This is a genomic window from Streptomyces sp. NPDC002853 (assembly GCF_053591915.1).
Genome location: NZ_JBSFUS010000012.1, coordinates 287,887 through 301,274, shown reverse-complemented (window position 1 = coordinate 301,274; position 13,388 = coordinate 287,887). Strand labels below are relative to the sequence as shown.

At 70.7% G+C, this 13,388-nt stretch carries 9 protein-coding genes; all 9 read right to left on the bottom strand.

The window, feature by feature from the left end:
* Window positions 1-18: 18 nt before the first annotated feature.
* Window positions 19-1,713, bottom strand: coding sequence for a proline--tRNA ligase (locus tag ACWD02_RS31985; protein WP_451216669.1), 1,695 nt, complete (start codon window positions 1,711-1,713; stop codon window positions 19-21).
* Window positions 1,714-1,782: 69 nt separating this feature from the next.
* Window positions 1,783-2,328, bottom strand: coding sequence for a GNAT family N-acetyltransferase (locus ACWD02_RS31980; RefSeq protein WP_451216666.1), 546 nt, complete (start codon window positions 2,326-2,328; stop codon window positions 1,783-1,785).
* Between the two features lie 71 nt (window positions 2,329-2,399).
* On the bottom strand, window positions 2,400-3,248 hold the full coding sequence (locus ACWD02_RS31975; RefSeq protein WP_451216663.1) for a GNAT family N-acetyltransferase: 849 nt from the start codon (window positions 3,246-3,248) through the stop codon (window positions 2,400-2,402).
* 608 nt (window positions 3,249-3,856) lie between these two features.
* Entirely contained in the window at window positions 3,857-5,014 is a 1,158-nt protein-coding gene (gene ispG, locus ACWD02_RS31970) for a flavodoxin-dependent (E)-4-hydroxy-3-methylbut-2-enyl-diphosphate synthase (RefSeq protein ID WP_190084813.1), read from the bottom strand.
* A 163-nt stretch (window positions 5,015-5,177) separates the two neighbouring features.
* Window positions 5,178-6,479: a M50 family metallopeptidase gene (locus ACWD02_RS31965; protein ID WP_451216659.1), complete on the bottom strand. Its 1,302-nt coding sequence runs from the start codon at window positions 6,477-6,479 to the stop codon at window positions 5,178-5,180.
* On the bottom strand, window positions 6,476-7,732 hold the full coding sequence (gene dxr / locus ACWD02_RS31960) for a 1-deoxy-D-xylulose-5-phosphate reductoisomerase (RefSeq protein WP_451216656.1): 1,257 nt from the start codon (window positions 7,730-7,732) through the stop codon (window positions 6,476-6,478). Before dxr ends, ACWD02_RS31965 begins: the two co-directional genes overlap by 4 nt.
* A gap of 110 nt (window positions 7,733-7,842) precedes the next feature.
* Window positions 7,843-9,789, bottom strand: a complete 1,947-nt coding sequence (locus ACWD02_RS31955; protein ID WP_451216653.1) for an acyl-CoA dehydrogenase family protein — start codon at window positions 9,787-9,789, stop codon at window positions 7,843-7,845.
* 237 nt (window positions 9,790-10,026) lie between these two features.
* Window positions 10,027-11,472: an aldehyde dehydrogenase family protein gene (locus ACWD02_RS31950; RefSeq protein WP_451216650.1), complete on the bottom strand. Its 1,446-nt coding sequence runs from the start codon at window positions 11,470-11,472 to the stop codon at window positions 10,027-10,029.
* 165 nt (window positions 11,473-11,637) lie between these two features.
* Complete coding sequence (locus ACWD02_RS31945) at window positions 11,638-13,224, bottom strand: PucR family transcriptional regulator (protein WP_451216647.1); 1,587 nt, start codon at window positions 13,222-13,224, stop codon at window positions 11,638-11,640.
* Window positions 13,225-13,388: the final 164 nt, after the last annotated feature.

The following is a 13,388-nucleotide window of genomic DNA, read 5'->3' as shown; positions in this document are numbered from 1 at the left end:
CCCCCGCCCCAGCCCCACTCAAGCCGTCAGACGCGCAATCGCCTCAGCCACAGTCAGCTCCTCGCGCTCCCCGGTCCGCCGGTCCTTCAGCTCCACGACGCCCTCGGCGGAGCGGCGGCCCGCGACCAGGATGGTCGGGACGCCGATCAGCTCCGCGTCCGTGAACTTCACACCCGGCGAGACCCCGGCCCGGTCATCGACCAGCACCCGCACACCCGCCGCGTTCAGCTGCTCGGAGACGTCAAGAGCCAGCTCCGTCTGGAGCGCCTTGCCCGCCGCCACCACGTGGACATCGGCGGGGGCGATCTCCTTGGGCCAGCACAGCCCCTTCTCGTCCGCCGTCTGCTCGGCCAGCGCCGCCACCGCGCGCGAGACGCCGATGCCGTACGAGCCCATGGTCACGCGGACCGGCTTGCCCTGCTGGCCGAGCACGTCCAGCTGGAAGGCGTCGGCGAACTTGCGGCCCAGCTGGAAGATGTGGCCGATCTCGATGGCGCGGTCCAGCTTCAGGCCGGTGCCGCACTTGGGGCAGGGGTCGCCCTCCTGGACGACCACGACGTCCAGGTAGTCGTCGACCTCGAAGTCACGGCCCGCGACGACGTTCTTCGCGTGCGTGTTGATCTTGTTGGCGCCGGTGATCCAGGCGGTGCCCGCCGCCACCCGCGGGTCGGCGATGTAGCGGACCTTCTCCAGGCCCTGCGGACCGACGTAGCCGCGTACGAGGTCGTCGCGGCCCTCGAAGTCCTCCGCCGTCACCAGTTCCACGACGGCGGGCGACAGGTGCTCGCCGAGCTTGCCGAGGTCGACCTCGCGGTCACCGGGGACGCCCACGGCGACGATCTCGCCGTCGACCTTGACCAGGAGGTTCTTCAGGGTCGCGGAGGCAGGCACACCGAGGTGGGCCGCGAGCGTCTCGATGGTCGGGGTGTCGGGGGTGTCGAGGTCCTCGACGGGACCGTGCGCGGAACCGTCGACCGGCGTGGCGACGAAGGACACGGCCTCGGTGTTGGCCGCGTAGTCGCACGCGGGGCAGTCCACGAACGTGTCCTCACCGGCCGGCGCGGGCGCCAGGAACTCCTCGGACGCCGAGCCGCCCATCGCGCCGGAGACGGCGGAGACGATGCGGTGGTCGAGGCCGAGACGCTCGAAGATCTTGATGTACGCGGCGCGGTGCAGGGCGTACGCCTCGGCGAGGCCCTCGTCCGTCGTGTCGAAGGAGTACGAGTCCTTCATCTGGAACTCGCGGCCGCGGAGCACACCTGCGCGGGGGCGGGCCTCGTCGCGGTACTTCGTCTGGATCTGGTAGAGCACCACCGGCAGGTCCTTGTAGGACGAGCACTGGTCCTTGACGATCTGGGTGAAGATCTCCTCGTGCGTGGGACCGAGGAGGTAGTCGGCGCCCTTGCGGTCCTTGAGGCGGAAGAGCAGGTCGCCGTACTCGTCGTAGCGGCCCGTCGCGTCGTACGACTCCTTGGGCAGGAGCGCCGGCAGGAGGACTTCCTGGGCGCCGATGGCGTCCATCTCCTCGCGCACGACGTTGGTGATGTTGTCCAGGACCTTCTTGCCCAGCGGCAGCCAGGACCAGATGCCGGCGGCGGTGCGGCGGACGTATCCGGCCCGGACGAGCAGCTTGTGGTTGAGCGTCTCTGCGTCCGCCGGGTCGTCGCGCAGTGTCTTGATCATCAAGCGGGACATGCGCTGGACCTGGGCCATGGTGAACTCCTGCGTGGAAAGGTTGATGTGCAGGAGGTTAGCCGGGGGCCCGGCGCGGGCGGAAATCGGTTAGGTGCCCGAGCGCCTCAGCGGCAGGGGCGCGCCCATCACCGCGTACGGCTTCTGGGCGCTGGGGAACTGGACGTTGCGGGCCAGGTCGGCGTACCCGAGGGAGCGGTAGAGGCCCCGCGCGGGGCTCTCGACGTCGATCGCGGAGAGGATCGAACGGGGCTGGTCGACGGTGTCCGTGATGGTGGTGATGAGCGTGCGGCCGATCCCGCGGTTCTGGTGGCCGGGCTGCACATGGAGCTCGGTGATCACGAAGGAGTCGTCGAGCCAGTCCTCCATGCCGCGCACCCGCAGATACGGCTCGACGACCGTGGACCACCAGTGGCCGCGGTCGTTGGGCATGCCGTAGACGAAGGCGACGAGCCGCCCCTCGGGGGTGGTGGCGCCGAGCGCGCGGGCGCCGGGGTAGGTGATGTGCCGCAGCACGATCTGCCGCCGCACGGTCACCTCGTCGTCGCTGAGCCCGAAGGCGTGGGCCTGCACCCGCAGCGCTTGGTCCACGTGCGTGGCGAGGTCCAGCGGCCCGAACACGACGTCGTCAGTCATGCGCCGAACTTTAACTCGCGGAGGGGGGCACGTGAGGAGGGCGGTGTGAGACGCGTAGGAGCTGGGAGGGGCTAGAACAGGACGCTCATGAACGCCCCGACCTCCCGGAAGCCCACCCGCCGGTACGCCGCCCTGGCCGCGGTGTTGAAGTCGTTGACGTAGAGGCTGACCACGGGGGCGACGTCCGCGAGGGCGTAGCGCAGGACGGCCGCCATGCCCGGTGCCGCGTAGCCCTGGCCCCGGTACTCGGGGGCCACCCAGACGCCCTGCACCTGGCAGGCCAGCGCCGTGGCCGCGCCGATCTCCGCCTTGAAGATGACCTTGCCGTCGCGGTCCAGGCGCGCGAACGAGCGCCCGCCGCCCACGAGTTCGGCGATCCGCGCCTGGTAGAGGAGTCCGCCGTCGCCGGCGAGCGGCGAGATGCCGACCTCCTCGGTGAACATGGCCACGCACGCGGGCATGATCGTCTCCATCTCGTCCTTGCGGACGCGACGGACGTAGGGGTCGGGGGTGATGTCCTGCGGGAGCCGGTCGGTGACCATCAGCGGCTGCTGGGCGCGGACCTCGCGGGCGGGGCCCCAGGAGGGTTCGAGCAGCCGCCACAGCTGGGCGGTGGGCTCGGCGGGGCCGACGATGGAGGAGCAGCGGCGGCCTGCCCTGCGGGCGCGGTCGGCGAAGGCGCGGACCGCTCGCGGGGTCGCGCAGATCGGGACGAGGTTGGCGCCCGCGTAGCAGAGGGACTCCAGCATTCCGTCCTGGTACCAGCCCCACATCTCGCCGCCGAGCCGCCACGGGTCGAGGCCCGCGACGCGGACCCGCGAGGTCACGAAGGCGTTGGCCACCGGCTCGCGGTCGAGCACGGCGAGCGCGGCGTCCAGGTCACTCGGTTCGAGGACCCTGGTGGTGGTCTGAGTCAACACGTGCGGGGGCCTCACCATACGGTCTGCTGATCTCCGCACTGTACCTGGCGGGGGCGCCTTGTGCCGTGGGGTCGCTTGGAGGGGGCTTTGTCTCCTCCCCTGCGGGCCGGGGGCTCGTCTTCTTTGCCGCTGGGGAGGGGGCTTTGTCTCCTCCCCAGCGGGCCGGGGGATCGTCTTCTTCGCCGCTGCGGGGCGGGGTCGCGCCCGTGCGCGGGTGGGGGTGGCTTCTTTTCTTCGCCGCTCCGCGGGGGGTCTCGCGCCCACCCGCGGGCCGGTGGGGGTGGCACCTTGCCTTCGCCGCACCGCGGCGGGTTTCCCGCCCACCCGCCCGATTGCCCCGCATCCGCCCGTCCGCAGGGCAGGGTCTGCCGCGGGGTGCTCGGGTGGGTGGGTGGGAGGCATCCGCCGCGAAGCGGTGGTTCAGTTCGGAGACGACCCGCAGGCAAACGACTCCGGAGACGGCCCGCAGGCAAAGGTCACAGCCGCCGCCAAGCCGCCGGGCGCAAGGACGTCGCCGAGCCCTGCCCGCGGCGAGCCGCAGGGGCCGGACGCACCGGACGCGCCTGGGCCCCGCCACCAACCCGGTGGCGGGGCCCAGATCGTATGGATCAGCCCGCGACGGCGACCGTCGGCTCGCCGGAGGGGATGCCGTCCTTCTCCATCTGCTCCGCGATCTTCATCGCCTCTTCGATGAGGGTCTCCACGATCTTCGACTCGGGGACGGTCTTGATGACCTCGCCCTTGACGAAGATCTGCCCCTTGCCGTTTCCGGACGCGACACCGAGGTCGGCCTCGCGGGCCTCGCCGGGGCCGTTCACGACGCAGCCCATGACGGCTACGCGCAGGGGGACCTCCATGCCGTCCAGGCCCGCGGTGACCTCCTCGGCCAGCTTGTAGACGTCGACCTGGGCACGGCCGCAGGACGGGCAGGAGACGATTTCCAGGCGGCGCGGCTTGAGGTTGAGGGACTCCAGGATCTGGATGCCGACCTTGATCTCCTCCACCGGCGGGGCCGAGAGCGAGACGCGGATCGTGTCGCCGATGCCCTCGGAGAGCAGCGCGCCGAAGGCGACGGCCGACTTGATCGTGCCCTGGAAGGCAGGGCCCGCCTCCGTCACACCGAGGTGCAGGGGGTAGTCGCAGGCCGCGGCCAGCTGGCGGTAGGCGTTGACCATGACCACCGGGTCGTTGTGCTTCACCGAGATCTTGATGTCCCGGAAGCCGTGCTCCTCGAAGAGCGACGCCTCCCACAGCGCGGATTCGACCAGCGCCTCCGGGGTGGCCTTGCCGTACTTCTTCAGCAGACGCGCGTCCAGGGAGCCCGCGTTCACACCGATCCGGATCGGCGTGCCCGCGTCATTCGCCGCCCGCGCAATCTCCTTGACCTTGTCGTCGAACTGCTTGATGTTGCCCGGGTTCACACGCACAGCGGCGCACCCGGCGTCGATGGCCGCGAAGACGTACTTCGGCTGGAAGTGAATGTCCGCGATCACCGGGATCTGCGACTTCCGCGCGATCGTCGCCAACGCATCCGCGTCATCCTGCGTCGGACACGCCACCCGCACGATCTGGCAGCCGGAAGCGGTGAGTTCGGCGATCTGCTGCAGCGTCGCACCGATGTCGGACGTACGCGTCGTCGTCATCGACTGCACCGACACCGGCGCGTCCCCGCCGACGGCGACCGTACCGACCTGGATCTTGCGGCTGACCCGGCGGTCGGCGAGCTTGGTCGGTACGGACGGGATTCCGAGAGAAACGGCAGTCATCTGGCGTGCATCCCCAAGGTGTGGATCAAGGTCCCGAGTTCGGCGGGCTCCAGACTTCGAGATTACGGCACCCCACAGGGCCCGAGCACATCCCGTCCCCAAGTCCACCCAATGGTGGGCGACCGGACACATAGAGTGTCCGGCCGCCACGAACTTCGCGTTATCAGGAGATTCTCACGGGGTTAACGACGTCCGCGATCAGGACGAGGATCGTGAAGCAGATGAAAATCCCGGCCACCACGTAGGCGACGGGCATCAGCTTCGCGACGTCGAAGGGGCCCGGGTCGGGCCGCTTCAGGAGCTTGGCCGCCTTGCGACGGACCGACTCCCACAAGGCCCCGGCGATGTGCCCGCCGTCCAGCGGCAGCAGCGGCAGCATGTTGAACAGGAACAGCGAGAGGTTGAAGCCGGCCACCAGGAACAGCATCATCGCGATCTGGTTCTCCGGCGGGATGTCCAGCGTGAAGACCTCGCCGCCCACGCGGGCGGCGCCGACGACGCCCATCGGGGAGTCCTGCTTGCGGTCGCCGTCGCCGAAGGCCGCGTCCCACAGGTCGGGGATCTTGGACGGCAGCGCGATGAGCGACTCGACGCCGTTCTCCATCATGTCGCCCATGCGGTTCACGGAGTCGCCGAAGCCCTGCTGGACGATGCCGGTGGCCGGGGTGAAGCCGAGGAAGCCCGCGGAGACGTACTTGCCCTCCACATAGCCGCCCTCGCCGTCGGTCTTGCTGACCTGGTTCTTGATGAGGTCGGCGTGCAGTTCCACCCGCTTGCCGTCGCGCTCGACCGTGATGGTGGCCGGGCCGATCGTCTCGCGGATCTTCCCCTGGAGCGCGGACCAGTCGTCGACGGGCTGCCCCTGGAAAGCCACGATCTTGTCGCCGAGCTTCAGTCCCGCGGCCTTGGCGGGCGCGACCGTGTCGCCCTTCTCGCACTTGGTGCGGTTCTCGCTCTGCTGGATGACGCAGTCGGAGACCTTGCCGACGGACGTCGTCTGGGTGCTGATGCCGAACGTCATCATCACGCCGAGGAAGATCGCCACGGCGAGGATGAGGTTCATGAACGGGCCCGCGAACATCACGATCACGCGCTTCCACGGCTTGCGCGTGTAGAAGAGCCGCGTCTCGTCGCCGGGCTTGAGCTCCTCGAAGGCGGCGGAGCGCGCGTCCTCGATCATGCCGCGCCAGGGGGACGTCGAGCGTGCCTCCAGGCGGCCGTCCGGGCCCGGCGGGAACATGCCGATCATGCGGATGTATCCGCCGAGGGGGATGGCCTTGATGCCGTACTCGGTGTCGCCCTTCTTGCGCGAGAAGATCGTCGGGCCGAAACCGACCATGTACTGCGGCACGCGGATGCCGAACAGCTTGGCGGTCGAGAGGTGGCCCAGCTCGTGCCAGGCGATCGAGAACAGCAGCCCGACCGCGAAGACGACTATGCCGAGGATCATCATCAAGGTCGTCATGCGCGAGCCTCCGCGGTCGCTTTCGCCGTCAGTTCACGGGCCCGGGCGCGCGCCCAGGTCTCCGCTTCGAGGACGTCCGCGACGGTCAGTGAAGTTCCCGCGGACGGTGTGCCGTGTTCGGCGACGACCTTCGTGACGGTCTCCATGATTCCGTTGAAGGGCAGGGCGCCGTTCAAGAACGCGTCCACGCACTCCTCGTTGGCGGCATTGAACACTGCCGGGGCCGTGCCCGCGAGCTTCCCCACGTGCCGGGCGAGCCCGACCGACGGAAACGCGTCGTTGTCGAGGGGGAAGAACTCCCAGCTGGATGCCTTGGTCCAGTCGAAGGCGGGCGCGGCGTCCGGGACGCGCTCGGGCCAGCCGATGCCGATGGCGATCGGGCCGCGCATGTCGGGCGGCGTGGCCTGGGCCAGCGTCGATCCGTCGGTGAACTCGACCATGGAGTGCACGTAGGACTGCGGGTGGACGACGACCTCGATGCGCTCGAAGGGGATGTCGTAGAGGAGGTGCGCCTCGATGACTTCCAGGCCCTTGTTGACGAGCGTCGCGGAGTTGACGGTGATGACCGGGCCCATGGCCCAGGTGGGGTGCGCGAGCGCGTCCTCCGGCCGCACGTCCGCCAGGTCGGCCTTCGTACGCCCCCGGAACGGGCCCCCGGAGGCCGTGACGACCAGCTTGCGCACGTCGGCGCGGGTTCCTGCGGCGAGCGCCTGGAAGAGGGCCGCGTGCTCGGAGTCGACGGGGATGATCTGTCCCGGCTTGGCGAGCGCCTTCACCAGGGGCCCGCCGACGATCAGCGACTCCTTGTTGGCGAGCGCGAGGGTGCGGCCCGCTTCGAGCGCGGCGAGCGTGGGGGCGAGACCGATGGAACCGGTGATGCCGTTCAGGACGGTGTGGCACTGCGACGCGGCGAGCTGCGTGGCCGCCTCGGGTCCGGCGAGGATCTCGGGCAGCGGCTCGCTGCCGTACTGCCCCTTGAGCGCCTCGCGCAGCGCCGGTACGACGTCCTCGCGGGCCACGGCCACGGTCCGCACCCGCAGCTGCCTGGCCTGTTCGGCGAGCAGTCCGACGCGGCCGCCGGCGGCGGAGAGCGCGGTGACGCGGAAGCGGCCGGGGTTGCGCAGGACGAGGTCGATGGCCTGGGTGCCGATCGACCCGGTCGAGCCGAGGATGACGATGTCCCGAGGACCGTCCGTCACGACGGGGTCGAAGACGAGATGCGGATCGGCGAGGGGGGCTGGGCTGTCGCTCATCCCCCCATTCTTGCCTGGGCGGCGGCGTGAGGAGACACTGCGCCCCGATCCGGTGGGCCGCAATCGTGTTCCGGGGCGTTCCCGCGAGGGGTAACGCCCCGGAAAGGGTGTCAGCGGATCGGCCGGTGGACGTTCTCCCGTTGGGTGGGGCCCGGTGTCGCGTCCGCGATCCAGGGGCCTTCGCCGCTGGGGTCGACGACGCCCGCCTCCAGCCAGGTGTACATGCCGTTCAGGACGCCCTTGACCACCTTCCGGTCGACGCCGTCCGTGTTGGTCCACAGCCGGTCGAACAGCTCGTCGACACGGATGCGGGACTGGCGGCAGAACGTGTCGGCCAGCTGGTAGGCCTCGCGGCCGTGGTCCTCCGTCGTGCGCAGGAGCTCGGCGCGTACACAGGCCGCGCTCATCGCGAAGAGTTCGGCGCCGATGTCGACCACGCGGCCCAGGAAGCCCTGCTTGGTCTCCATCTTTCCCTGCCAGCGCGACATCGCGTAGAAGGTCGAGCGGGCGAGCTTGCGGGCGTTGCGCTCCACGTAGCGCAGGTGCGGGGAGAGGTCCGCGTGGCCGCTGGGGTGGAACTCGGCGTACGAGCGCGGGAGTTGGCCAGGGCCGGCGACCAGCTTCGGCAGCCAGCGTGCGTAGAAGCCGCCTGCCTTCGCGCCGGCCCTCGCCTTGTCGGTCAGGGACTTGTCCGGGTCGATCAGGTCGCCGGCCACCTTCAGGTGCGCGTCCACCGCCTCGCGGGCGATGAGCAGGTGCATGATCTCCGTCGAGCCCTCGAAGATGCGGTTGATGCGCAGGTCGCGCAGGACCTGTTCCGCCGGGACCGCGCGTTCGCCGCGGGCGGCCAGGGACTCGGCGGTCTCGAAGCCGCGGCCACCGCGGATCTGCACCAGCTCGTCCGCCATCAGACACCCCATCTCGGAGCCGTACAGCTTGGCGAGCGCCGCCTCGATGCGGATGTCGTTGCGGTCCTCGTCGGCCATCTGCGAGGAGAGGTCCAGTACGGCCTCCAGGGCGAAGGTCGTCGCCGCGATGAAGGAGATCTTCGCGCCGACCGCCTCGTGCAGGGCGACCGGCTTGCCCCACTGCTCGCGCGCGCCCGACCACTCACGGGCGATCTTCAGGCACCACTTGCCCGCGCCGACGCACATCGCGGGCAGCGAGAGGCGCCCGGTGTTGAGGGTCGTCAGGGCGATCTTCAGGCCCGCGCCCTCCGGGCCGATGCGGTGCGCGGCGGGGACGCGGACCTGGTGGAAGCGGGTCACGCCGTTCTCCAGGCCGCGCAGGCCCATGAAGGCGTTGCGGTTCTCGACGGTGATGCCCTCGGCCGCGGCCTCGACCACGAAGGCCGTGATGCCGCCCTTGTGGCCCTCGGACTTCGGTACGCGTGCCATGACGACCAGGAGGTCGGCGACGACGCCGTTCGTGGTCCACAGCTTCACGCCGTCCAGGACGTACGAGTCCCCGTCCGGCACCGCCATGGTGGCCAGGCGCGCGGGGTCGGAGCCTACGTCCGGCTCGGTCAGGAGGAACGCGCTGATGTCCGTGCGGGCGCAGCGCGGCAGGAACTCGTCCTTCTGCTCCTGGGTGCCGAACTGCTTGAGCGGCTGCGGGACGCCGATCGACTGGTGGGCGGAGAGCAGCGCGCCGATGGACGGGTTCGCGGAGCCGACGAGGGCCAGGGCCTTGTTGTAGTAGACCTGCGTGAGGCCGAGCCCGCCGTACTTCGTGTCGATCTTCATGCCGAGCGCGCCGAGCTCCTTGAGCCCGTTGATCACCTCGTCGGGGATCTTCGCCTCGCGCTCGATGCGGGCCGAGTCGATCTTCGTCTCGCAGAAGTCGTGGAGTTTGGCGAGGAACTCCTCGCCGCGCCGGGCGTCCTCGTCGGCGGGCATGGGATGCGGGTGGATCAGGTCGAGCCGGAAGCGGCCGAGGAAGAGTTCCTTGGCGAAGCTGGGCTTGCGCCAGTCCTGTTCGCGGGCGGCCTCGGCGACCTGCCGGGCCTCGCGTTCGCTGACGGATGCCCCGGGAGGGGGTGTGGGTTGTGCGGGCATTGAGGAGCTCACCTCGCCGCGGAGTGGGGCCGATCGGCTCCGATTGACCCGATCTTGACCCGGTCGGTTACTGACTGGTGCTACTCGATCGTATGGATCGTATGTACCCGATTCGTCCGGAGCCCACCAGTCCTCGCGCAGCGTTCGGCGCATCGCGTCCCCGCGCGAAGTCCTCGCGCACGAGAACGGCCGGAGCCCCCGCACAGTGGGCTCCGGCCGTCGTCCTCGGCGTACGGATCAGAGGGCGAGGCCCGTCATCACCATGACCCGCTCGTAGGTGTAGTCGTCCATCGCGAAGCGGACGCCCTCGCGGCCCACGCCGGACTGCTTGACGCCGCCGTACGGCATCTGGTCGGCGCGGTAGGAGGGGGCGTCGCCGATGACCACGCCGCCGACCTCCAGGTCGCGGTGCGCGCGGAAGGCGGTCTGCAGGTCGTGCGTGAAGACGCCCGCCTGAAGGCCGTACTTGGAGTCGTTGACGGCGGCGAACGCCTCTGCCTCGCCGTTCACCTTCTTGATCGTGAGGACCGGCCCGAAGACCTCCTCGACGGCGATGGTGGCATCGGCGGGTACGTCGGCGAGCACGGTCGGCGCGTACGAGGCGCCGTCACGCTTGCCGCCGGCGAGCAGCTGCGCGCCCGCCTGGACGGCCTCGTCGACCCAGGACTCGACGCGCTTGGCGGCGTCCTCGTTCACGAGCGGACCGACGTCGGTCTTCGGGTCGGACGGGTCACCGGTGGCCTGGGCCTCGATGGCCGCGAGGACGCGCGGCACGAGCCGGTCGTACACGGAGGCGTCGGCGATCACGCGCTGCACCGAGATGCAGGACTGGCCGCCCTGGTAGTTGGAGAAGGTCGCGATGCGCGAGGCCGCCCAGTCGAGGTCCTCGTCGGAGGAGAAGTCGGCGAGGACGACGGCGGCGCCGTTTCCGCCCAGCTCCAGGGTGCAGTGCTTGCGCGGCACCGAGTCCAGGATCGCGTACCCGACCTTCTCGGAGCCGGTGAAGGAGATGACGGGCAGGCGCTCGTCCTGGACGAGGGCGGGCATCTTGTCGTTGGCGACCGGCAGGACCGACCAGGACCCGGCGGGCAGGTCGGTCTCGGCGAGCAGCTCACCGATGAGGAGACCGGAGAGCGGGGTCGCGGGCGCCGGCTTGAGGATGATCGGCGTGCCGGACGCGATGGCCGGGGCGATCTTGTGGGCGCAGAGGTTCAGCGGGAAGTTGAACGGCGCGATGCCCAGCACGACACCCTTGGGGAAGCGGCGCGTGAAGGCGAGACGCCCCTGGCCACCGGCGTCGGTGTCGAGGCGCTGGGCCTCGCCGCCGTTGAACCTGCGGGCTTCCTCGGAGGCGAACCGGAAGACGGAGACGGCACGGCCGACCTCGCCACGGGCCCACTTGATCGGCTTGCCGTTCTCGGCGGAGATGAGCTGGGCGATCTCTTCCGTCCGCTCGACGAGCCTGCGGCTCACGTGGTCGAGGGCGGCGGCCCGCACGTGCGCCGGGGTCGCGGCGAACTCGTCGCGCACGGCGTATGCGGCGGCGACGGCCTCCTCGACCTGGGCGTCGGTCGGGACGGCCGCCTTGCCGACGATCCGCCCGTCCCAGGGCGAGGTGACGTCGAGAGTGGTCTCACCGGTGGTCTGGCGACCGGCGAGCCAGAAGGCGTGGATGGAAGTCATGTCGATTCCCGGCCCTTCCGCGAAGGTGTGTCTTGGGGGGTACGTTCCCCACCGTAGGGGCGGCGGGGGCGACGGTCGTTTGTCCGACGCGGAGTACTGCCCTGCGGGGTCGCGCCTCTTTGGCAGGGGAGGAATTCCCCCGCGATTACTCACTTCCCCCCGCGACTACTCCGTTCCGCTCGATGTCGCCTTGAGCGACAGCCACAGCTCCATCCGGACGTCCGGGTCGTCCAGGGAGCGGCCGAGGATCTCCTCGACCCTGCGCATGCGGTAGCGCAGGGTGTGGCGGTGGACGCCCAGGTCGGCCGCCGCCGCGTCCCACTGGCCGTGGCGCGAGAGCCAGGCGCGCAGGGATGCGATCAGGTCGCCGCGGCCGGTGGCGTCGTGTTCGTACAGGGCGCGCAGCAGGCCGTCGGCGAAGGCCCGCACCGCGTCGTCGGCGAGCAGCGGCAGGACCGAGCCCGCGGCGAGGTCCTCGTGCTCGACCATCGCGCGGCCCCGGCGGCGGGCGATGGACAGCGCCTGGTCGGCCTGCTTGTACGCGGTGGCCGCGGCGATCGGGCCCGCGGGCGCGGAGAGGCCGAGGAGAAGCGCCGCCCCGTCGCCCGCACCGCCCTCCGGCGCCTCGGAGCGTCCCTCCTCCAGCGTCCGCGCGTAGGCGACGCAGGCCGCGGCGCCCGCGCCGCCGTCCACGACGAGCAGCACGAGCCGCTCGCCGTAGGGGACGACCAGGAGTGCTTCGCCGGCGCGCGCCGCGGCCGACTCGACGGCGTCGGTGAGCTGGGCGAAGGGGTCGCCGTCCGCCGGGGCCGACGCGGGTACTTCCGCGACCACCAGGCGGAACGGCGCGTCGAGCAGGCTGCCGTACAACTCCCCCGCCACCGTGCGGGCGTGGTCCGGCTCCCCGGCGAGCAGCATCCGGAGCACCGCGGAGCCGACCCGGGCCTCGGCGGCCTGCAGCGAGCGGTTGCGTTCCGTGGTGAGGGTGAGCAGCGCTATGGCGGAGTGCAGTGCGTACCGCTCGGCGGTGCCGAGGGTGGATGCCGTGCCGACGGCGAGCGCGGCGCGGGGTCGGCGTCCCGTGCCGATCGAGTGCAGTTCCACCCGGTCCTCGGCGCCCGCGACGACCGCGCTCGCGGGGGCCGCCCGGTCGCGCAGCCGCTCCACGTCGGTGGTGAGTCTGGCGGCCCGGCGGGAGGCCCACTCGGGGGCCGTGGCGACCACGGCGCCGGACGCGTCGTACAGCGCGGCCCAGCCGTCCACCTGTCCGGCGAGCGCGCCGAGCAGTCCTTCGGGGCCGTCGCTCAGCGCCTGCTTGGTCAGCTCGCGCTGGGCGGCGAAGCCCGCCGTCACGGCGCGGTACTGGTCGGCTGCGATGGCCGCCGAGACGGCCTTGCTGATGGCGAGGAAGGGGGTGCGCCTGGGCACCTCCAGGAGCGGAAGCCCTTCGTCCGCGGCTGCCGCGACCAAGGCCTCCGGGATGTCCTTGTAGTGCACCCCGACCGCGAACCCGAGGCCGACGACGCCTGCCGCCGCGAGCCGCTTCACATAGCGGCTCATGGCCTCCGGGTCCTCCGCGTCCAGCTTGAGCGCGGTGATCAGGAGGAGCTCGCCGCCCTCCATGTAGGGCACGGGGTCGGTGAGCTCACTGGCGTGTGCCCAGCGCACGGGCGCGTCCAGATGTTCCTCACCGGCGCGCACGGTGAGCTTGAGCGCGGAGTGGTGGACGAGGGAGGCGAGCGTGGGCGGCATGGGACCTTCAGGTCTGGTCAGCAGGTCAGGGCGGCAGGTCTGGCGACGGCGGTGAGGCACGCATTCCGGTCGGCCATCTGATCCCGGACGAGATGTGGATCTTTTGGCCGGTACGTATGAACGACCTGTGCCGATTCTGCCTCACCGTACGGTACGTACGGGAC

What these genes read in the sequence shown, in the direction of transcription:
- ACWD02_RS31985 (WP_451216669.1), bottom strand. Translation starts at nt 1,713, where the DNA reads ATGGCCCAGGTCCAGCGCATGTCCCGCTTGATGATCAAGACACTGCGC.
- ACWD02_RS31980 (WP_451216666.1), bottom strand. Translation starts at nt 2,328, where the DNA reads ATGACTGACGACGTCGTGTTCGGGCCGCTGGACCTCGCCACGCACGTG.
- ispG (WP_190084813.1), bottom strand. Translation starts at nt 5,014, where the DNA reads ATGACTGCCGTTTCTCTCGGAATCCCGTCCGTACCGACCAAGCTCGCC.
- ACWD02_RS31965 (WP_451216659.1), bottom strand. Translation starts at nt 6,479, where the DNA reads ATGACGACCTTGATGATGATCCTCGGCATAGTCGTCTTCGCGGTCGGG.
- dxr (WP_451216656.1), bottom strand. Translation starts at nt 7,732, where the DNA reads ATGAGCGACAGCCCAGCCCCCCTCGCCGATCCGCATCTCGTCTTCGAC.
- ACWD02_RS31955 (WP_451216653.1), bottom strand. Translation starts at nt 9,789, where the DNA reads ATGCCCGCACAACCCACACCCCCTCCCGGGGCATCCGTCAGCGAACGC.
- ACWD02_RS31950 (WP_451216650.1), bottom strand. Translation starts at nt 11,472, where the DNA reads ATGACTTCCATCCACGCCTTCTGGCTCGCCGGTCGCCAGACCACCGGT.
- ACWD02_RS31945 (WP_451216647.1), bottom strand. Translation starts at nt 13,224, where the DNA reads ATGCCGCCCACGCTCGCCTCCCTCGTCCACCACTCCGCGCTCAAGCTC.